This is a genomic window from Streptomyces sp. NPDC005820 (genome assembly GCF_040630255.1).
Classification (GTDB): domain Bacteria; phylum Actinomycetota; class Actinomycetes; order Streptomycetales; family Streptomycetaceae; genus Streptomyces.
Genome location: NZ_JBEXXE010000013.1, coordinates 1 through 20,993 on the forward strand (window position 1 = coordinate 1; position 20,993 = coordinate 20,993).

At 70.5% G+C, this 20,993-nt stretch carries 13 protein-coding genes, 1 tRNA gene, 1 rRNA gene and 1 pseudogene; 13 read left to right on the forward strand and 3 right to left on the reverse strand.

Annotation, left to right across the window (positions count from 1 at the left end):
• The 3 genes from rrf to ABZ464_RS17545 all read left to right on the forward strand — a co-directional run.
• Nucleotides 1-87, forward strand: a 5S ribosomal RNA gene (gene rrf, locus ABZ464_RS17535); the annotation flags it as partial.
• A gap of 114 nt (nt 88-201) precedes the next feature.
• Entirely contained in the window at nt 202-864 is a 663-nt protein-coding gene (locus tag ABZ464_RS17540; RefSeq protein ID WP_359277949.1) for a DegT/DnrJ/EryC1/StrS family aminotransferase, read from the forward strand.
• Nucleotides 865-939: 75 nt separating this feature from the next.
• Nucleotides 940-1,015 (forward strand) — tRNA-Thr (locus ABZ464_RS17545).
• Nucleotides 1,016-1,053: 38 nt separating this feature from the next.
• Here ABZ464_RS17545 and ABZ464_RS17550 read toward each other — a convergent pair.
• A complete protein-coding gene (locus ABZ464_RS17550; RefSeq protein ID WP_359277444.1) occupies nt 1,054-3,792 on the reverse strand; it encodes a SpoIIE family protein phosphatase in 2,739 nt (912 codons plus the stop codon).
• A gap of 387 nt (nt 3,793-4,179) precedes the next feature.
• On the opposite strand from ABZ464_RS17550, the gene ABZ464_RS17555 reads away from it, so the two are divergent.
• The 10 genes and pseudogenes from ABZ464_RS17555 to ABZ464_RS17600 all read left to right on the forward strand — a co-directional run.
• Nucleotides 4,180-9,624 carry a HAMP domain-containing protein gene (locus ABZ464_RS17555; protein ID WP_359277447.1) on the forward strand — a complete coding sequence of 1,815 codons (5,445 nt, stop codon included), beginning with the start codon at nt 4,180-4,182 and terminating at the stop codon, nt 9,622-9,624.
• Between the two features lie 262 nt (nt 9,625-9,886).
• Nucleotides 9,887-10,573, forward strand: coding sequence for a response regulator (locus tag ABZ464_RS17560; RefSeq protein ID WP_359277450.1), 687 nt, complete (start codon nt 9,887-9,889; stop codon nt 10,571-10,573).
• 184 nt (nt 10,574-10,757) lie between these two features.
• A complete protein-coding gene (locus ABZ464_RS17565; protein ID WP_359277453.1) occupies nt 10,758-13,472 on the forward strand; it encodes a DNA translocase FtsK in 2,715 nt (904 codons plus the stop codon).
• 255 nt (nt 13,473-13,727) lie between these two features.
• Nucleotides 13,728-14,567: a RodZ domain-containing protein gene (locus ABZ464_RS17570; protein WP_359277456.1), complete on the forward strand. Its 840-nt coding sequence runs from the start codon at nt 13,728-13,730 to the stop codon at nt 14,565-14,567.
• A gap of 92 nt (nt 14,568-14,659) precedes the next feature.
• A complete protein-coding gene (gene rimO, locus ABZ464_RS17575; RefSeq protein ID WP_359277462.1) occupies nt 14,660-16,156 on the forward strand; it encodes a 30S ribosomal protein S12 methylthiotransferase RimO in 1,497 nt (498 codons plus the stop codon).
• On the forward strand, nt 16,153-17,043 hold the full coding sequence (pgsA, locus tag ABZ464_RS17580; RefSeq protein WP_359277465.1) for a CDP-diacylglycerol--glycerol-3-phosphate 3-phosphatidyltransferase: 891 nt from the start codon (nt 16,153-16,155) through the stop codon (nt 17,041-17,043). Before rimO ends, pgsA begins: the two co-directional genes overlap by 4 nt.
• Complete coding sequence (locus tag ABZ464_RS17585) at nt 17,040-17,585, forward strand: CinA family protein (protein ID WP_359277468.1); 546 nt, start codon at nt 17,040-17,042, stop codon at nt 17,583-17,585. Before pgsA ends, ABZ464_RS17585 begins: the two co-directional genes overlap by 4 nt.
• A 109-nt stretch (nt 17,586-17,694) precedes the next feature.
• Nucleotides 17,695-18,075, forward strand: coding sequence for a helix-turn-helix transcriptional regulator (locus ABZ464_RS17590; RefSeq protein ID WP_015657463.1), 381 nt, complete (start codon nt 17,695-17,697; stop codon nt 18,073-18,075).
• 180 nt (nt 18,076-18,255) lie between these two features.
• Nucleotides 18,256-18,726, forward strand: coding sequence for a DNA starvation/stationary phase protection protein (locus ABZ464_RS17595; protein WP_359277952.1), 471 nt, complete (start codon nt 18,256-18,258; stop codon nt 18,724-18,726).
• A 59-nt stretch (nt 18,727-18,785) separates the two neighbouring features.
• Nucleotides 18,786-18,974 (forward strand): annotated as a pseudogene (locus ABZ464_RS17600) (hypothetical protein); the annotation flags it as partial.
• A 281-nt stretch (nt 18,975-19,255) separates the two neighbouring features.
• On the opposite strand, the gene ABZ464_RS17605 reads toward ABZ464_RS17600, so the two are convergent.
• Both ABZ464_RS17605 and ABZ464_RS17610 read right to left on the reverse strand, forming a co-directional pair.
• The gene (locus tag ABZ464_RS17605; RefSeq protein ID WP_359277471.1) at nt 19,256-20,020 is read right to left on the reverse strand and encodes an SDR family NAD(P)-dependent oxidoreductase; all 765 of its coding nucleotides are present in this window, start codon (nt 20,018-20,020) and stop codon (nt 19,256-19,258) included.
• Nucleotides 20,021-20,109: 89 nt separating this feature from the next.
• The gene (locus tag ABZ464_RS17610) at nt 20,110-20,955 is read right to left on the reverse strand and encodes a DNA-formamidopyrimidine glycosylase family protein (RefSeq protein WP_359277474.1); all 846 of its coding nucleotides are present in this window, start codon (nt 20,953-20,955) and stop codon (nt 20,110-20,112) included.
• Nucleotides 20,956-20,993: the final 38 nt, after the last annotated feature.

The following is a 20,993-nucleotide window of genomic DNA, read 5'->3' on the forward strand; positions in this document are numbered from 1 at the left end:
GGTTACATTCCGAACCCGGAAGCTAAGCCTTACAGCGCCGATGGTACTGCAGGGGGGACCCTGTGGGAGAGTAGGACACCGCCGAACAATCATTCAAAGGGTTGGGTTCTGAACTTCGGTTCAGGGCCCAACCCTTTTTTGTTTGTCGTCACTTGAAGTTCAACTTCCGCCCGCAGCATCCACGGCATGGGTACTGCTGCAATGCTCAGGGCCGCAGGCGTCGGAGTCGGTGACGAGGTCATCGTGCCGGCCTTCGGGAACGCGGAAGTCGCCGGAGCCGTCGCCCTCGCGGGTGCGCTGCCCGTGTTCGCCGACGTGGATCCGGTGACCTACTGCCTCGACGCGGGCACCGTCGAAGCGGTCGTAACTCCGCGCACGGCGGCCATCGTTGTCGTACACCGCTTCGGGCGGCCGGCCGATGTGCCGCGGTTGCACGGGGTCGGGCAGCGGCACGGGCTGCTGGTGCTGGAGCAGGCGGAGTCCGAGGCGCCGTACGACGAGATCGCGCGGCGGCGGGAGCGGGCGGCCTATCTCGACGCGCGGCTGCGTGGAGTGCGCACGCCCGACGGCGGGGACGGGCACTCCTACCAGCAGTACGTCGTCCGGGTGCCGGGGAACGGCCGGCCCGACCGGGACGCCTTCGCGCGAGCCCTGCGGAGCAGGGGAGTTGACTGCCGGGTGCCGGTGAAGACCCCGCTGCACCGGCTGCCCGAGTACCGGCGCTGTGTGTCGCTGCCGGAGACCGAGCTGGCCGCCGATGAGACCCTCGCCCTGCCGGTGGACGCCTCGTTGACGAAGCGGGATATGCAGCGCATCGTCACCGCGTGCAACGCGCTCGGCGGACTGCTTCAGCCGGCCTTCTGAACGAGTTTGGGAGCACCGGCCAGTTCGGGGTATGCTCTATTTCGTTGCCGCGAGGGAAACCTCGAAAAGTGACCAGCCCCCTTAGCTCAGTCGGCAGAGCGTCTCCATGGTAAGGAGAAGGTCAACGGTTCGATTCCGTTAGGGGGCTCCATCGATTAAACCCCCCGCCCTTTCGGGCGGGGGGTTTTCTCATGCCACCCGCATGGCCAGAATCGCCATGTCGTCGGACGGGGCGTCCGAGGCGAAGCGTTCGACCGCGCGCATGATGCGGGCCGCGACCGCGCCGGCCGTGAGACCCGTACAGGTCGACAGGACATCGGTGAGGCCGTCGTCGCCCAGCATGCGGGTGCCCTCTCGGCGCTCGGTGACGCCGTCCGTGACACAGAGCAGGACGTCGCCCGGGTCGAGGGTGACCGTCTGCTCGTACAGCTCCAGGTCCTCGATGACGCCGAGCAGCGGCTGGGGCTCGGCGGCCGGCTCGACCGTGCCGTCCTGGCGCAGCCGGAGCGGGAGGGGGTGGCCGGCGCAGACCACCTTCAGTTCCGCGCTGCCGTCGGGCTGCGGGCGCATCTCGCCGTACAGGAGGGTCAGGAAGCGGCTGCGGGCGCCCTCGTCGAGGATGGCCGAATTGAGGCGCTCCAGGACCGCCGGGCCGCTGAGGCCCTCGCGGGCCAGCAGCCGTAGGGCGTGCCGGGCCAGCCCCGTCACGGCGGCCGCGTGCGGGCCCGTGCCGCAGACGTCGCCGATGGCGAAGCCGTAGGCGCCGTCGCTGATCGGGAAGACGTCGTAGAAGTCGCCGCCGACCTCGTTGCCCTCGCCGGCCGCGCGGTAGATGACGTCGACCTCCACGCCGTCGATCTCGGGGAGGCCCGGGGGCAGCAGGCTGCGCTGGAGGGACTGGCTGATGGCCGTCCGCTCGGAGTAGAGGCGGGCGTTGTCGAGGGCGAGGGCCGCTCGGCGGCTCAGGTCCTCGGCCAGTTCCAGGATCTCCTGGCGGAAGTGTTCGTCGGTGGGTTTGCCGAGGGTCAGCATGCCGATGACGCGGTTGCGGGCGACCAGGGGCAGGACGACCGTCTCGCCGCCGACCGCGGAGGCCGTGGCGAGGGTGGGGCCGATGCCGGAGGACACCTGGTGGGTGGGGCCGCCGGTCAGGCCCAGGCTGCGCATCGAGCTGCGCAGGGCCGCCTCGTGCGCGGCCTCGCCGGGGGCCGCCCAGACGCGGGCGCCCGGGGTGGGGACCGGGTCCGGCGGGGCGATCTTCGAGAGCAACGACTTGATGCCGTCGATGAGTTCCTCGTCCTCGTGCAGGACGTAGGACAGATACGGGTCGGAGGCCTGGTCGGCGATCGTGTAGACCGCGCACCAGGTGGCCAGGGTGGGGACGGTCATCTGGGCCATCAGGGCCAGGGTCTGGTCGCGGTCGAGGGTGCCGGCGAGGAGGTCGGAGGCCTCGACGAGGAAGCTGAGGGAGCCCCGGCGCAGGCGTTCCAGTTCGCCGAGGCGGGCCGACTCGACGGCGAGGGCGATGCGGTCGGCCGCGAACTGCAGGCGCAGGGCCTCCTCGTTGGAGTAGCGGCCCTGGGCCTCCGCCGCGACGCCCAGGGAGCCCGTGAGGCGGCCCTCCACCTTCAGGGGGACCGTGACGACCGAGCGCATGCCCGTGCCGTTCAGCAGGGGGACGGCGCCGGGGACGGCCAGGAGGTCCTCGTGGACGGCCGGCATGCGGGCGGAGCCGTAGCGGCCGGGGCCCGCCTCGACGGGCACGCGGGCGAAGCGCTGGCGGGCCGAGGGCAGACCCGTGGAGGCGCGCACCTCCAGCTCGGTCTCGTCGTCGGTGGCGAGGAGCAGGAAGGCGGAGTCGCCGTCGAGCATGTCGCGGGCGCGTTCCACGGTGCGCTGGAGGAGGCCGTCGAGGTCGTCCGGGGCGGGGGAGCCGATGAAGACCTCGAAGGGGTCGACGCTCTGGCCGTCCGCGGGGGCCGTGTCGGAGGCGGGCAGGCGCGACGGGGTCTGCAGGACGGCGCGTTCGTGGTCGCGGACCAGGAGGCAGACCGTGGAGGGTTCGCCGTCGGTGTCGCGGACGCGGAGGTGGGAGGCGTACACCGGGGTGACCCGGCCGGAGGCGCCGCGGATGCCGTAACTGCCTTCCCAGCGGGAGAGTTGGAGGGCCTCGGCGATCCCGGTGCCGGTGCCCGGGGTGTGCGGCCAGGCGGCGAGGTCGGTGAGCGGCTTGCCGATGACCTGGTCGGCGGCGTAGCCGAAGAGTTCCTCCGCGTCCTCGTTCCAGGCGGAGATGGCGCCGACGCGGTCGATCTGGAGGACCGCGACGCGGACGCGGCTGTCGGCGAGCGGCAGGAGGTCGGCCGGGAGGGACGGGCCGGCGGTGCGGGTGCCCACCGGGCGGTCGGGGAGGTGGAGTTGGAACCAGACCTGTTTGTGGGTGGAGGTGTAGTCGACGCCCCAGCGGGCCGCGATGGCGGCGCAGAGCTGGAGGCCGCGGCCGCCCTCGCGGTCGGGGCTGCCCATGGTGGCGGGGGAGCCCTGGAGGGGGATCTCGCGCTCCGGATAGCGGTCGGCCACCTCGATGCGTACGCCGTCCTCGGAGCGCAGACACAGGACGTCGGCGTGGGTGCCCGCGTGGACGACGGCGTTCGTCACCAGTTCGCTCGTGAGGACGACGGCGTCATCGACGATGTCGGCGAAACCCCAGCCCTGGAGGGTGTCGCGGACGAACGAGCGGGCGGTCGCGACCGATCGCCCGACGGGCTCGAAGCTGGCAGCCGCGCGCGCGGTGATCACGGAACTCCTCGGCCGGTCGTCGACGTGGGGGGATCCCTGGCCGCCCTGGTCGCGCCGCTGCTGCGGCGGGCGCAGGCCGGAAGGCCGGGGGTCCGGGGGCTGTCCCCCCGGGATCAGTCCGGTGGTCATGTTGCGGCCGCCCCTCCGATGCCCGCTCGTGCCTCGTGCCACCGCCCAGGCCGGACGGACCGGCGCGGCTGGACAGCCGCATGCAAGGTTACTTACCTTCCCCGCCCCTGCGGATGCCGGTCACCGCTGTTTCCGCCTCAAGAGGCGCCCGTGGGTGTGCGGACGATGTGCGAAGCTGCCGAACTGTTATGGCCGGGTTCGGAGAGGGTGAAACACTGGGCAAGCTTCTTGTGAAGGTCCGGGCAGACTGGGTGTCTTCTGAGTACAGGGGGCAGCAGCCCCCCGGGTCCGCCTGGTTGGATCAGGCGGAAACCCTGCGGTAACCGGCAACGGCGAGTAGTAACACCTCAGCACAGCGTAACGGTCGAATCCCTGCGGGAGGGACAAGTGGAGTCTGGCGCAGCGACGCGGAGCACTAAGGCGCGCGCGAAAGGCGGACAGTCCCTGAGCAGGCGTGGTTCGCGCGGTGGCACCACCACGGTGGACACGGCGGCCCTGGAGCGGCTGCTGGTGGCCCTGGTGTCGATGCGGGACGGGAACTTCCGCAAGCGGCTCACGGTGTCCGGCGACGGTGTGATGTCGGAGATCGCGGCCGTGTTCAACGAGGTGGCGGACCGCAATCTCCACCTCACGGGTGAGCTGTCGCGCGTACGTCGCATGGTGGGCCGGGAGGGCAAGCTCACCGAGCGGCTGGAGACGGGGGCCTGCGAGGGCTCGTGGGCGACTGCCATCGACCACTCCAACGCGCTGGTCGACGATCTCGTACGGCCGGTGTCCGAGGTGGGGCGGGTGCTGTCGGCGGTGGCCGAGGGTGATCTGTCGCCGCGGATGGAGCTGCGGACGCAGACGCCCGAGGGGGCGGCGGGGCAGCCGTTGCGCGGGGAGTTCCTGAAGGTCGGGCGGACCGTCAACAACCTGGTCGATCAGCTGTCGACGTTCACCGACGAGGTCACGCGGGTGGCCAGCGAGGTGGGCACCGAGGGCAAGCTGGGCGGTCAGGCGCAGGTGCGCGGCATGTCCGGGTCGTGGAAGGACCTGACGGAGTCCGTCAACACGATGGCGGAGCGGCTGACGGCCCAGGTGCGGGACATCGCGCTGGTGACGACGGCGGTGGCCAAGGGTGATCTGTCGCGGAAGGTGACGGTTCACGTCGAGGGCGAGATGCTCGAGTTGAAGAACACCGTCAACACGATGGTGGACCAGCTCTCGGCGTTCTCCTCCGAGGTGACCCGGGTGGCGCGCGAGGTGGGCACCGAGGGCATTCTGGGCGGCCAGGCGCAGGTGTCCGGTGTGGACGGTGTGTGGAAGGAACTCACCGATTCGGTGAACACCATGGCCGGGAACCTGACGGCCCAGGTGCGGGGGATCGCGGAGGTGACGACCGCGGTCGCCAACGGCGACCTGTCGCAGAAGGTGACGGTGTCGGCGCGCGGTGAGATCGCTCAGCTCGCCGACACCATCAACCAGATGACCGAGACGCTGCGGACCTTCGCGGACGAGGTCACCCGGGTGGCCAACGAGGTGGGGGCCGAGGGGCGGCTCGGCGGGCAGGCCAATGTGCCCGGTGCGGCGGGGACGTGGAAGGACCTGACGGACTCCGTCAACACGGTGTTCCGGAATCTCACCACTCAGGTGAGGGACATCGCGGCCGTGACGACGGCCGTGGCGAGCGGTGATCTGTCGCAGAAGGTCACCGTGGATGTGGCCGGCGAGATGCTGGAGCTGAAGAACACCGTCAACGGGATGGTGGACCAGCTCTCGGCGTTCGGTGCCGAAGTGACGCGTGTGGCGCGGGAGATCGGTGTCGAGGGTGAACTGGGCGGCCAGGCGCAGGTGTCGGGCGCGGCGGGGACGTGGAAGGACCTGACGGACTCCGTCAACACGGCGTTCCGGAACCTCACCGGACAGGTGAGGAACATCGCCCAGGTGACGACGGCCGTGGCCAACGGCGATCTGTCGCAGAAGGTGACCGTCGACGTCTCCGGCGAGATGCTCCAGCTGAAGAACACCGTGAACACGATGGTGGACCAGCTGTCGTCGTTCGCCGACCAGGTGACGCGGATGGCCCGGGACGTGGGCACCGAGGGCCGCCTGGGCGGTCAGGCGCGCGTGGACGGGGTGTCGGGCACCTGGCGGGAGCTGACGGACTCCGTCAACTTCATGGCCGGCAACCTCACCTCTCAGGTGCGGCAGATCGCCCAGGTGACGACGGCGGTGGCGCGCGGTGACTTGTCGCAGAAGATCGACGTGGACGCGCGCGGGGAGATCCTGGAGCTGAAGAACACCATCAACACGATGGTCGACCAGCTCTCCGCGTTCGCCGACCAGGTGACCCGGGTGTCGCGGGACGTGGGTACCGAGGGGCGGCTCGGCGGTCAGGCGCAGGTGCCCGGTGTGGCCGGGGTGTGGCGGGACCTGACCGACTCGGTGAACGGCATGGCCGGCAACCTCACCGCCCAGGTGCGCAACATCGCGCAGGTCGCCACGGCGGTGGCGCGCGGTGACCTGTCCCAGAAGATCACCGTGGACGCGCGCGGGGAGATCCTGGAGCTGAAGAACACCCTGAACACGATGGTCGACCAGCTCTCCTCCTTCGCCCAGGAGGTCACCAGGGTCGCCCGAGAGGTCGGTACGGAGGGGCAGCTCGGCGGGCAGGCCGAGGTGCAGGGTGTCTCCGGCACCTGGAAGGACCTCACGCAGTCGGTGAACTTCATGGCGAACAACCTGACCATCCAGGTGCGCCAGATCGCCGAGGTCACGACGGCGGTCGCCAAGGGCGATCTGTCGAAGAAGATCACGGTCGACGCCAAGGGGGAGATCCTCGAGCTCGTGACCACCGTGAACACGATGGTGGACCAGCTGTCGTCGTTCGCCGAGCAGGTGACGCGGGTGGCCCGTGAGGTGGGCACCGAGGGCATTCTGGGCGGCCAGGCGCACGTTCCGGGGATCACGGGCATCTGGAAGGACCTCAGCGGCAATGTGAACCTGATGGCCAAGAACCTGACCATGCAGGTGCGCAACATCTCGCAGGTCGCCGCGGCGGTCGCCAACGGCGATCTGACCCGGACGGTGACGATCGAGGCGCGCGGCGAGGTCCAGCAGCTCGCCGACACGATCAACACCATGGTGAAGACGCTGAGCTCGTTCGCCGAGCAGGTCACCAAGGTGGCCCGTGAGGTGGGTACGGACGGCATCCTGGGCGGTCAGGCGCACGTACCGGGTGTGGCGGGTACGTGGAAGGACCTCACCGACTCCGTGAACGGCATGGCGTCCAACCTGACCGGCCAGGTGCGCAACATCGCCATGGTCACGACGGCCATCGCCAAGGGTGATCTGACGAAGAAGATCGACATCGACGCGCGCGGGGAGATCCTTGAGCTGAAGACGACCATCAACACGATGGTCGACCAGCTGTCGTCCTTCGCCGAGGAGGTCACCCGGGTGGCCCGCGAGGTGGGTACCGAGGGGCAGCTGGGCGGTCAGGCACGCGTGCGTGACGTGGACGGCACCTGGCGGGACCTGACGGAGTCCGTGAACGAGATGGCCGGGAACCTGACCCGGCAGGTGCGTGCCATCGCGCGGGCGGCGACCGCGGTGACCCGGGGCGACCTGAACCTGAAGCTGGACGTGGACGCGGCCGGCGAGATCCAGGAGCTGCAGGACTACATCAACAAGATGATCGCCAACCTGCGCGACACCACGATCGCCAACAAGGAGCAGGACTGGCTCAAGGGCAACCTCGCGCGCGTGTCGGCGCTCATGCAGGGGCGGCGCGACCTGGAGGACGTGGCTTCGCTGATCATGAGCGAGCTGCCGCCGCTGGTGGCGGCGCAGCACGGCGCGTTCTTCCTGGCGATGCCGTCGCCGGAGGGTACGGACGACCCGTACGAGCTGCGGATGCTGGGGTCGTACGGCTACTCGATGGGGTCGATGCCGACGTCGTTCCGGCCGGGTGAGGCGCTGGTGGGGACGGCCGCCGAGGAGAAGCGCACGATCCTGGTGGAGAACGCGCCGAGCGGCTATCTGAAGATCTCCTCCGGGCTCGGAGAGGCGCCGCCCGCGCAGGTGATCGTGCTGCCGGTGCTGTTCGAGGGCCAGGTGCTCGGGGTGATCGAGCTGGCGTCGTTCGCGCCGTTCACGCAGATCCAGAAGGATTTCCTCAACCAGCTCGCCGAGATGATCGCGACCAGCGTCAACACGATCTCCGTGAACACCAAGACGGAGCTGCTGCTGAAGCAGTCGCAGGAGCTGACCGAGCAACTGCGGGAGCGGTCGGCGGAGTTGGAGCAGCGGCAGAAGGCCCTCCAGGCGTCCAACGCGGAACTGGAGGAGAAGGCCGAGCTGCTGGCCCAGCAGAACCGGGACATCGAGGTGAAGAACACCGAGATCGAGGAGGCGCGGCAGGTCCTGGAGGAGCGCGCCGAGCAGCTCGCGGTGTCGATGCGCTACAAGAGCGAGTTCCTCGCGAACATGTCGCACGAGCTGCGTACGCCGCTGAACTCGCTGCTGATCCTGGCGAAGCTGCTCGCGGACAACGCGGAGGGCAATCTCTCGCCGAAGCAGGTGGAGTTCGCCGAGACGATCCACGGGGCGGGGTCCGATCTGCTGCAGCTGATCAACGACATCCTCGACCTGTCGAAGGTCGAGGCGGGCAAGATGGACGTCTCGCCGACGCGGATCGCGCTGGTGCAGCTCGTGGACTACGTGGAGGCGACCTTCCGGCCGTTGACCGCGGAGAAGGGCCTGGATCTGTCCGTGCGGGTGTCGCCGGAGCTGCCGGCCACGCTGCACACGGACGAGCAGCGGCTGCTGCAGGTGCTGCGCAATCTGCTGTCCAACGCGGTGAAGTTCACCGATTCGGGGTCGGTGGAGCTGGTGATCCGGCCGGCCGGGGCGGATGTGCCGGTGGCGATCCGGGAGCAGTTGCTGGAGGCCGGTTCGCTGACGGATCCGGACGCGCCGATGATCGCGTTCTCGGTGACCGACACGGGCATCGGGATCGCGGCGAGCAAGATGCGGGTGATCTTCGAGGCGTTCAAGCAGGCGGACGGCACGACCAGCCGCAAGTACGGCGGTACGGGCCTCGGGCTGTCGATCTCGCGGGAGATCGCGCAGTTGCTCGGCGGTGAGATCCATGCCCAGAGCGAGCCGGGGCGCGGCTCGACGTTCACGCTGTATCTGCCCCTGCACCCCAGTGAGCTGCCCCCGCAGGGCTACCAGCAGATCGTGCCCGCGCTGGAGGCCGGTGACCTGGTGGCCTCGGAGAACGGGGCGATCGAGCTGTCGGAGCTGCGCGAGGCGGAGATCGTGACGCCGGCCGAGGTGAAGTCGTACCAGGAGACCCAGAACGGCGCGGCAGCGCTGTTCCGGCGCCGGCGGCGTTCGTCGAACGGCGGCGAGCGGGTCGGTGAGGCGGCGCAGTGGCCGGCGCCGCAGGGGCAGCGGGGCATCCGCTTCGGCGGTGAGAAGGTGCTGATCGTCGACGACGACATCCGCAATGTGTTCGCGCTGACCAGTGTCCTGGAGCAGCACGGGCTGTCCGTGCTGTACGCGGAGAACGGCCGCGAGGGCATCGAGGTGCTGGAGCAGCACGACGACGTGGCGGTCGTCCTGATGGACATCATGATGCCCGAGATGGACGGGTACGCGACGACGACGGCGATCCGCCGGATGCCGCAGTTCTCCGGTCTGCCGATCATCGCGCTGACGGCGAAGGCGATGAAGGGCGACCGGGAGAAGGCGATCGAGTCGGGTGCCTCCGACTACGTCACGAAGCCGGTCGATCCCGATCATCTGCTGTCGGTGATGCAGCAGTGGATGCGCGGGGTGTGACCGGATCGGCTCGTGTGACGGGATGCGGCGGAAGACGTGAGAGGTTGCCGACCGAGGGCGTGCCGAGTCGTGTAGCGGGGCGCGAATCGGGGAACCTTCTGGTCTCCTGCCGCGTTCCTGCTACGTGCACAGTGACATCACGGTGACAGGGTGTGGCGACGGTCGGGGTGCGGCTACCATGACCGGCACAAGGAAGGGCGGCGCAAAGGAGTCGTCCCCAGGGGCGGCGCCCGGTGCACTGCCGGGGCGAGGAGGGCGGGCCATGGTGCAGAAGGCCAAGATCCTCCTGGTCGATGACCGGCCGGAGAATCTGCTGGCGCTGGAGGCGATCCTCTCGGCGCTCGATCAGACGCTGGTGCGGGCATCGTCCGGGGAAGAGGCGCTCAAAGCACTGTTGACGGACGACTTCGCGGTCATTCTGCTGGACGTCCAGATGCCGGGAATGGACGGTTTCGAAACGGCCGCGCACATCAAGCGGCGAGAACGCACCAGGGACATCCCGATCATCTTCCTCACGGCGATCAATCACGGCCCGCATCACACCTTCCGTGGGTACGCGGCCGGCGCGGTGGACTACATCTCCAAGCCGTTCGACCCGTGGGTGCTGCGTGCGAAGGTCTCCGTGTTCGTCGAGCTGTACATGAAGAACTGCCAGCTGAGGGAGCAGGCGGCGCTGCTGCGGCTCCAGTTGGAGGGTGGTGGCGGCAAGGCCGCGGCGGGCGGCGCCAAGGAGCCGGCCGGGCTGCTGGCCGAGCTGTCCGCACGGCTCGCGGCCGTCGAGGAGCAGGCGGAGGCGCTGTCCAAGCAGCTCGACGACGAGTCGGCGGACGCGGCCGCGGTGGCCACGGCGGCGCATCTGGAGCGCAAACTCACCGGCCTGCGCCGGGCGCTGGACGCGCTCGAGCCGGGCACGGGCAACGGCGCCGCCTCGGTGCCGTCGCAGAACTGAGCCGAGGCTCGGGCGCGGTTGGGCGTGAGCGGCGGTCAGTTCCCTGCCGTCAGGGGGCTGATGCGCCGGCTCACCTCCCCCACGCGGGGGACGCGTCAGTTCCGCGCCTGCGCCGGGCCGACACGAACGGGTGAAGCAGCGGGCACACGTGTCTGCCGTCGCCTCCCCCGGTAACCTCACATCCATGGCCTCACGTCCCTCCGCAGCGAAGAAGCAGACCGCCAAGAAGGCCGCTGCTCCCGCGAAGGCTCCGGCGAAGAAGGCCGCCGCGAAAAAGGCCCAGGCCAAGAAGGCGCCCGCCAAGAAAGCCGCGGCCAAGAAGGCGGCGCCGGCGCCCAAGCCGGCGCCCAGCCCCACCGGGGGCATCTACCGGCTCGTGCGCGCCCTCTGGCTGGGCCTGGCGCACGCCGTCGGCGCGGTGTTCCGGGGCATAGGGAACGGCGCGAAGAACCTCGACCCCGCCCACCGAAAGGACGGCGTCGCCCTGCTGCTGCTCGGCATGGCGCTGATCGTCGCGGCGGGCACCTGGGCGGACCTCAAGGGCCCCGTCGGCGATCTGGTCGAGATCCTCGTCACCGGCTCCTTCGGCCGGCTCGACCTGCTCGTGCCGATCCTGCTCGCGGTCATCGCCGTGCGCTTCATCCGCCACCCCGAGCAGCCCGACGCCAACGGCCGCATCGTGATCGGCCTGTCCGCGCTCGTCATCGGCGTCCTCGGCCAGGTCCACATCGCCTGCGGCGCGCCCGCCCGCAGCGACGGCATGCAGGCGATAAGGGACGCCGGCGGCCTCATCGGCTGGGGCGCGGCGACCCCGCTGACGTACACCATGGGCGAGGTGCTCGCCGTACCGCTGCTCGTGCTGCTCACGATCTTCGGGCTGCTGGTGGTCACGGCCACCCCGGTCAACGCGATCCCGCAGCGGCTGCGCCAGCTCGGGGTGCGCCTCGGCGTGCTGGACGACCCCGAGGCGGACGAGGAACTCTCCGACGACGACGCGCGCTACGACGAGCAGTGGCGCGAGGGGCTGCCCGGGCGCCCCCGCCGGCGCTCCGGCGGTTCCCGGGCGTACGACCCCGACGGCGCCGAGCAGGAGGCGCTCTCCGAGCGCCGCAGTCGGCCCCGGCGCTCGGCCGTGCCGCAGCCCGCGATGGACCGGGAGCTGGACGCCGTGGACATCGCCGCGGCCGCCGCGGCCGATCTCGACGGGGTCGTGATGCACGGCCTGCCGCCCTCCCCGCTCGTCGCCGACCTCACCCAGGGCGTGCGCGTCGGCGACCGCGAGGCGACCACGCCGACGCCGGTCCCGGCCGCGCGGCCCAAGCAGGAGAAGCTCAAGGGCGGGGCCGTCCCCGATCTGACCAAGGCGCCGCCGGAGGAGATCCGCGATCTGCCGCCGCGCGCCGAGCAGCTCCAGCTCTCCGGCGACATCACCTACTCGCTGCCCTCGCTCGACCTCCTGGAGCGCGGCGGCCCCGGCAAGGCGCGCAGCGCGGCCAACGACGCCGTCGTCGCCTCGCTGACGAACGTCTTCACCGAGTTCAAGGTCGACGCCGCCGTCACCGGTTTCACCCGGGGCCCGACGGTCACCCGCTACGAGGTGGAGCTCGGCCCCGCGGTGAAGGTCGAGCGGATCACCGCGCTCACCAAGAACATCGCGTACGCCGTCGCCAGCCCGGACGTGCGGATCATCAGCCCGATCCCCGGCAAGTCGGCGGTCGGCATCGAGATCCCCAACACCGACCGGGAGATGGTCAACCTCGGGGACGTGCTGCGGCTCGCCGACGCGGCCGAGGACGACCATCCGATGCTGGTGGCGCTCGGCAAGGACGTCGAGGGCGGCTATGTGATGGCCAACCTGGCGAAGATGCCGCACATCCTCGTCGCCGGAGCCACCGGTTCCGGCAAGTCCTCGTGCATCAACTGCCTCATCACGTCCGTCATGGTCCGCGCGACCCCCGAGGACGTGCGGATGGTCCTCGTCGACCCCAAGCGCGTCGAGCTCACCGCGTACGAGGGCATCCCGCACCTGATCACGCCGATCATCACCAACCCGAAGCGGGCCGCCGAGGCGCTGCAGTGGGTCGTACGCGAGATGGACCTGCGCTACGACGACCTCGCCGCGTACGGCTTCCGGCACATCGACGACTTCAACGAGGCCATAAGGAACGGCAAGGTCAAGCCGCCCGAGGGCAGCGAACGCGAGCTTCAGCCGTACCCGTATCTGCTGGTGATCGTGGACGAGCTCGCCGACCTGATGATGGTCGCCCCGCGGGACGTCGAGGACGCGATCGTGCGGATCACGCAGCTCGCGCGCGCGGCCGGCATCCATCTGGTGCTCGCCACCCAGCGGCCCTCGGTCGACGTCGTCACCGGTCTGATCAAGGCGAACGTGCCCTCGCGGCTCGCGTTCGCCACCTCCTCGCTCGCCGACTCGCGGGTCATCCTCGACCAGCCGGGCGCCGAGAAGCTGATCGGCAAGGGCGACGGGCTGTTCCTGCCGATGGGCGCCAACAAGCCGACCCGTATGCAGGGCGCCTTCGTGACCGAGGCCGAGGTCGCGGTGGTCGTCCAGCACTGCAAGGACCAGATGGCGCCCGTCTTCCGGGACGACGTCACCGTCGGCTCCAAGCAGAAGAAGGAGATCGACGAGGACATCGGCGACGACCTCGATCTGCTGTGCCAGGCGGCCGAGCTGGTCGTCTCCACCCAGTTCGGCTCGACCTCGATGCTCCAGCGCAAGCTGCGCGTCGGCTTCGCCAAGGCGGGCCGGCTGATGGACCTCATGGAGTCGCGGAACATCGTCGGGCCGAGCGAGGGTTCGAAGGCTCGTGACGTTCTTGTGAAACCCGATGAGCTGGACGGGGTGCTCGCGGTGATTCGGGGGGAGTCCGCGGGGTAGGCGTTGCACCGGGATGCCGGGGGTCCGTGACTCACCCGTTAGAAACCGCAGGGCAACCGTTTCCCTTTGGCGTACGTCCAGTTGAGCGAGAGGACAGGTACGACTTTCAACAGGGGTCGTGCCTGGCCGCCGTCATCGGCGTGACCGGCCATTCCGATGGCGTACAAAGTCGTACTGTCCGGTTGCCCCTCCCTTTGGCACCCCCCCTAGACTGAACTTCCAGCACAGGTGGCTACACGCTCGAAAGGCGCCCCCGTGTCCATCGGCAACTCCCCTGAAGACGAGCGTCCGTTCGAAGACCCGTCCGAGGAAGCCCCCTTCTCCATCGGTCGTGCCCTGCGCCAGGCGCGGATCAGCGCCGGGCTGACCGTGGACGATGTCAGTACCGCCACCCGAGTCCGCATCGCCATCATCCATGCCATCGAGTCGGACGACTTCGCCCCCTGCGGCGGTGACGTCTACGCGCGCGGGCACATCCGGACCCTGGCCCGCGCCGTCCGGCTCGACCCCGCGCCACTGATCGAACGGTACGACGCGACCCACGGCGGCCGTCCCGCGCCGACCCCGGCCGCCCCGATGTTCGAGGCGGAACGCATCCGTCCCGAACGGCGCGGACCGAACTGGACGGCGGCCATGGTCGCCGCGATCGTCGCCGTGGTCGGCTTCGTCGGCTTCACCGCCTTCAAGGGCGGCGACGAGGACGGCTCCAAGAACGCCGTCGCCGAGGGCAGCACGCCCACGGCCGGTGTCACCGCCTCGCCCACCCCGAAGACCGAGAAATCCGTCGACGAGACGCCCGAGCCCTCCGACAGCGCCATCGCCGCGGCTCCCCAGGACAAGGTGACCGTCCAGGTCAGCGCGACCGACGGCCGCAGCTGGATCTCCGCCAAGGACCACAACGGGCGGCTGCTGTTCGACGGACTCCTCAAGCAGGGCGACTCCAAGACCTTCCAGGACAGCGAGAAGATCAATCTCGTCCTCGGCGACGCCGGGGCGATCGATCTGTTCGTCAACGGCAAGAAGATCGACGACAACTTCCGGCCCGGCGCCGTGGAACGCCTGACGTACACCAAGGGCGACCCGCAGGCTGGGTGAGGCACGAGAAATCCGTGCGGGTCGACGGGGTTGGCCAAGATCGCCAACCCCGTCGACGTTCGCTGTCGGTGGGACAAAGTAGTCTTGAGCCCATGCCTGAACGCCGTACCGTCGCACTCGTCACCCTTGGCTGCGCCCGTAACGAGGTGGACTCGGAGGAGCTCGCAGGCCGTTTGGAGGCGGACGGCTGGCAGCTCGTCGAGGACGCCGAGGACGCGGACGTCGCCGTCGTCAACACCTGTGGCTTCGTCGAGGCCGCCAAGAAGGACTCCGTCGACGCCCTCCTGGAGGCCAACGACCTCAAGGGCCACGGCAGAACCCAGGCCGTCGTGGCGGTGGGCTGCATGGCCGAGCGCTACGGCAAGGAGCTCGCCGAAGCCCTCCCCGAGGCCGACGGCGTGCTCGGTTTCGACGACTACGCGGACATCTCCGATCGCCTCCAGACCATCCTGAACGGCGGCATCCACGCCTCCCACACCCCGCGCGACCGGCGCAAGCTGCTGCCGATCAGCCCGGCCGAGCGGCAGTCGGCGACCGGCGTGGCACTGCCCGGGCACGGCGCCCCGGTGGACCTGCCCGCGCAGAGCGCGCCGGTGGATCTGCCGGAGGGCCTCGCCCCGCAGTCCGGCCCCCGCGCGCCCCTGCGCCGCCGCCTCGACGGCGCCCCCGTCGCCTCGGTGAAGCTCGCCTCCGGCTGCGACCGGCGCTGCTCCTTCTGCGCCATCCCGTCCTTCCGGGGCTCCTTCATCTCGCGCCGGCCGAGCGACGTGCTGAACGAATCGCGGTGGCTGGCCGAGCAGGGCGTCAAGGAGATCATGCTGGTCTCCGAGAACAACACCTCCTACGGCAAGGACCTCGGCGACATCCGCCTGCTGGAGTCCCTGCTGCCCGAGCTCGCGGACATCGACGGCCTCGAACGGGTGCGGGTCAGCTACCTCCAGCCCGCCGAGATGCGCCCGGGCCTCATCGACGTCCTGACGTCCACGCCCAAGATCGCTCCCTACTTCGACCTGTCCTTCCAGCACTCCGCGCCCGGCGTGCTGCGCGCGATGCGCCGCTTCGGCGACACCGACCGGTTCCTGGAACTGCTCGACACGATCCGCAGCAAGGCGCCCCAGGCGGGCGTGCGCTCCAACTTCATCGTCGGTTTCCCCGGCGAGTCCGAGGCCGACCTGGCCGAGCTGGAGCGGTTCCTGAACGGCGCGCGGCTGGACGCCATCGGCGTCTTCGGGTACTCCGACGAGGAGGGCACCGAGGCCGCGACGTACGAGGACAAGCTCGACGAGGATCTCGTCGCCGAGCGGCTCGCCCGGGTCTCCCGGCTCGCCGAGGAACTCGTCTCGCAGCGGGCCGAGGAGCGTGTCGGCGAGACCGTGCACGTGCTCGTGGAGTCCCTGGACGAGGACGGCGTGCACGGCCGCGGGGCGCACCAGGCGCCGGAGACCGACGGCCAGGTGCTGCTCACATCGGGCGAAGGTCTGGCCGTCGGCCGTATGGTCGAGGCGAAGGTGGTCGGCACCGAAGGCGTCGACCTCGTGGCCGAACCCCTGCAGGGCTCTTTCGGGTGTAGTGAGGAGGCGGGCAGATGACGGGTGTCCCGGCATCGGCCGCGGGCGGCTCCTCGCCGGCGAAGCAGGCGAAGCAGATGAAGTCGGCGAAACCGGCGAACGCGGCGAACCCGGCGACGGGGGCCGCCGCTGCGGACGCGTCCGCCGACCGGGCGTCCGACGCCGTTGAGCCGACCGCCGCCGTGGGGTCCGGTGTCGCGGGGCCTGGTGTTGTGGGACCCGGCGCTGCGGGGCCCGGCGCTGCGGGGCCCGGTGTCGGCCCGGTCGCCGCCGACGGCAGGGCGCCGCGGGGCGGCAAGCTGGCCGCCGCGGCCGTCAACCAGGCGAGCGTCTGGAACATCGCCAATCTGCTGACGATGCTCCGGCTGATCCTCGTGCCCGGCTTCGTCGCGCTGATGCTGGCCGACGGGGGCTACGATCCGGCCTGGCGTGCCTTCGCGTGGGCGGCCTTCGCCATCGCCATGATCACCGACCTGTTCGACGGGCACATCGCGCGCACGTACGACCTCGTCACCGACTTCGGGAAGATCGCCGACCCCATCGCCGACAAGGCGATCATGGGAGCGGCGCTGATCTGCCTCTCCGCGCTCGGCGACCTGCCGTGGTGGGTGACGATCGTGATCCTCGGCCGGGAACTCGGGATCACCCTGCTGCGTTTCATCGTCATCCGGTACGGAGTCATCCCGGCGAGCCGGGGCGGCAAGCTCAAGACGCTCACCCAGGGCGTGGCCGTCGGGATGTACGTCCTGCCCCTGACGGGGTGGCTGGCCACTCTGCGGTGGTGGGTGATGGCTGCGGCGGTCGTCCTGACCGTGGTGACCGGCCTCGACTACGTAAGACAGGCCATTGTGCTGCGCCGGCAGGGAATCGCCGCGCGCGAGGCCGCCTCGCAGGAGACGGAAGCGTGAATTCCACGGCCACCGACGTGGTGCGACTACTCACGGTGAATGGCGGGACGCTCGCCGTCGCCGAGTCGCTGACCGGTGGCCTGGTTGCGGCGGAGATCACATCGGTGCCCGGGGCGTCCAAGGTCTTCCGGGGCTCGGTCACGGCCTACGCGACCGAGCTGAAGCAGGAACTGCTCGGTGTCGACGCGGCGCTGCTGGCCGCCCGTGGGGCGGTGGATCCGCAGGTCGCGGCCCAGATGGCGGCCGGCGTGCGCAAGGCGCTGGGCGCCGACTGGGGCATCGCGACCACCGGGGTCGCCGGCCCCGACCCCCAGGACGGGCAGCCCGTCGGGACGGTCTTCGTGGCCGTCGACGGCCCGTCCGGGCCCCGTACCGGTTCCGCCTCTGGCGGAAAAGTGGAGGCCCTGCGGTTGAACGGCGACCGCGCGGAAATTCGTAGAGAGAGTGTACGGAGCGTGCTCGTACTGCTTCTGACAGAACTTGCGGGCGAACACACCGGGAATGAGCGGGCACAGGATACGGAACAGAACGGGGGGTTTTGATGTTTGCAGCCCTGAGTGAACACGACATCGCTCCCCGCACGGCCGCAGCGCAAGGCGGTACGGTGGGGCGTGAAGGATGCGGCTACGCGGTCCGAGGAGGGAGCCACCGATGATTCTGCTCCGTCGCCTGCTGGGTGACGTGCTGCGTCGGCAGCGCCAGCGCCAGGGCCGTACTCTGCGCGAAGTCTCCTCGTCCGCCCGAGTCTCACTCGGCTATCTCTCCGAGGTGGAGCGGGGGCAGAAGGAGGCTTCCTCCGAGCTGCTCTCCGCCATCTGCGACGCGTTGGACGTACGGATGTCCGAGCTCATGCGGGAAGTGAGCGACGAGCTCGCCCTCGCCGAGCTGGCCCAGTCTGCTGCGGCCACCCCCAGCGAGCCTGTGCCCACGTCGGTCCGTCCGATGCTGGGTTCCGTGTCGGTGACCGGTGTGCCGCCGGAGCGGGTGACCATCAAGGCGCCCGCCGAGGCGGTGGACGTGGTCGCCGCATAGGTTCATCTGCGTGGGCGCCGAGCGCCGACGTGCGTGTGTGAGGCCCCGGCCGGGGCTTCTCCGGGGAGACCCCGGGGGGCGTGGCCGGGGCCTTCCGCGTCCTGGGGCGTCGGTTTGCCCATCCGGGGTACTGCGGTCATGGTGAAGAGGCACGACGGCCGCCACACACCGGAGGTAGGGATGTACGTCGTGAAGAGCCCCCTGTCCGACGCCGACCTGAAGACCGTCGGCGAGGCGCTGCAGGGCGCACTCGTCGACCTGATCGATCTTTCACTGCTCGCCAAGCAGGTCCACTGGAACGTCGTCGGATCCCGGTTCCGGTCCATCCACCTCCAGCTCGACGAGGTCGTGGCCGTCGCCCGGGTCCACTCCGACACCGTGGCGGAGCGGGCGTCCGCGCTCGGCGTCCCGCCCGACGGCCGGGCGGCGACCGTCGCGGGCGGCAGCGGACTCGGCTCGGTGCCGGAGGGCTGGATCAAGGATGCGGACGCGGTCGGCGCGCTCGTGTCGGCGCTGGGCGCGGCCATCACCCGGATGCGGGAGCGCGTCGCGGCCACCGGACACCCGGACCCCGTCAGCCAGGACATCTTCATCGGGATCACGGCGGATCTCGAGAAGCACCACTGGATGTTCCAGGCGGAGAACGTCTGATCCCGGGCGGCAGGGCCATCGCGGATCGCGGGGTGCGCCGGAGGGTGCGTCCGGGGGTGCTGCTGCTGGCGCTCGGCGCCGTGTGGTGGTGGGCCGTGATCAGGCTCGCCGTGGCGCCGGGCGCCGGGGCGCTGGAGGGGGCGGTCGCCGCCGGCGGCTGGGGTTTGAGCCTGCTGCCGGTGCACTGTGTGGCCAAGGGGCGGGCCGTGGGGGTCGTTGCGGCGGGGCGGTGGCGGGCGGCCTGGCGCGGGCCGGGCACAGCGGCCGGCCGGCTGCTCTGCGCGGAGACCGGTGCCGGGATCGGCGCCGGGATCGGTGGCGGGGCTGGTGGCGGGACTGGTGGTGAGGTCGGTGGCGAGGCGGGTGACGGGACGCGTGCCGGGATCGGTGCGGAGGCCGGTGACGAGACGGGTGCCGGGATCGGTGCCGAGGCCGGTGCCGAGGCCGGTGGTGGGATCGGTGGTGGGGTCGGTGGTGGGATCGGTGGCGAGGCAGGTGAGGAGACGGGTGCCGAGGGCGGGTGAGGGCGCTACCAGGGCATGACCACGCCGCCGTTCGGGCGGAGGATCTGGCCCGTGGTGAAGGCGGACGCGTCGGAGGCCAGATGGAGGACCGCGTGGGCGATGTCCTCCGGTGCGCCGACGCGGCCCAGGGGTGACATACGGGCCATGAGCGCCTCGGTGTGCGCCTGTGCGCCGGGGTCGTGGCGGTCGGTCATGGGGGTGCGGATCCAGCCGGGGGCGACGGCGTTGACGCGGATGCCGTGCCGGCCGACCTCGGTCGCCAGGGTCTTCGTCAACTGGACCACGGCCGCCTTCGCGACGCCGTAGCAGAGCAGTCCGGGGCCGCCGGTGTCCACGGCGCCGGAGGCCATCGTGACGATGCTGCCGCCTCCACCCTGCGCGAGCATCAGGCGGGCGGCCTCCTGGCAGGCGTACAGCACGCCCTTGAAGTTGACGTCCAGGACCCGGTCCAGGTCCTCGTCACGGGTCTCCAGGACGGGGCTGCTGTGCATGATCCCGGCGACCGCGGCCATCACGTCCAGGCGCTCGCAGGACTCCACGGCCCGGCGGACCTGCGCGCGGTCGGTGACGTCCAGCTGGTGCGTACGGGCGGTGCCGCCCCGGTCCTTGATCAGCGTCTCCGTCTCGTGCAGGCCCTGCGCGTCACGGTCCGCGCCGTGCACGGTGGCCCCTGCCTCGGCGAGCAGGACGGCGCAGGCACGGCCGATCCCGCTCGCGGCGCCGGTGACGAACGCGGTGCGTCCGGTGAGGTCGTACGCCTTCACGCCCATGAGGGGACGGTACGAGCGTTTCTGACGGGGCGTCAATTGGTCGTGCGGCGGCTGGTTGGTTGTACGGCTGCTGGTTGGTCGTACGGCGGCTAGTTGGTCGTACGGCGATAACGCTCCCGCCAGCGCTGACGGGAACCCGGCGCGGGCGCGGGGCCCTTCTGGCAGGACGGGCACCAGTACGTGGGGCGCTCTTGCGATCCGTCGCCCTGGTCGGCGACCCGGACAGACGTGCGGCAGCGCAGGCAGGGGCGGGGTGCGCGGCCGTAGACGAACAGGTCCTGGTTGCGCAGGCCCGTGGTCTGACGGACCAGTCGGTCGCGGTTCACCTCCAGCAGCCTCTGCGCGAGGCCGGGCAGCTTCGCGGCGCGGTCGGCGGGGAGCGCGCCGACGGGGAGCCAGGGGGTGACGCCGAGCAGGAAGCAGAGCTCGCTCTTGTAGACGTTGCCGATGCCGGCGAGATTGCGCTGGTCGAGGAGTGCCTCGCCCAGGGGACGCGCGGGGTCGGCGAGCAGGTTCGTGAGCGCGAGGTCGGGGTTCCAGTCGGGGCCGAGGAGATCGGGGCCGAGATGGCCCACCACGCGTTCCTCCTCGGTGGTGCGCAGCAGCTCCATGACCTGGAGCCGGTAGCCGACCGCCGTGCGGTCGTCGGTGCCGAGGACCACCCGGATCTGATGGGCCGGCCCGCCCTTCCAGCGCTCGCCGTCGCCGTAGACCTTCCAGGCGCCCTCCATGCGCAGATGGGTGTGCAGGGTCAGTCCGCCCTCGACCCGGGTGAGGAGATGCTTGCCGCGCGGAACCGTGTTCAGCACGTGTCGGCCGGTCAGGTCGACCGTGGCGTACTTCGGCACCCGGAAGTCGCTCGAGGTCAGCACCTTGCCCGCGAGAGCGCCGTGCAGTCGCTTCGCGGTCTGCCAGACCGTGTCACCCTCGGGCATGGGTCAAGGGTGGCATGCGGCCCGGTCGTGAGGCTGTC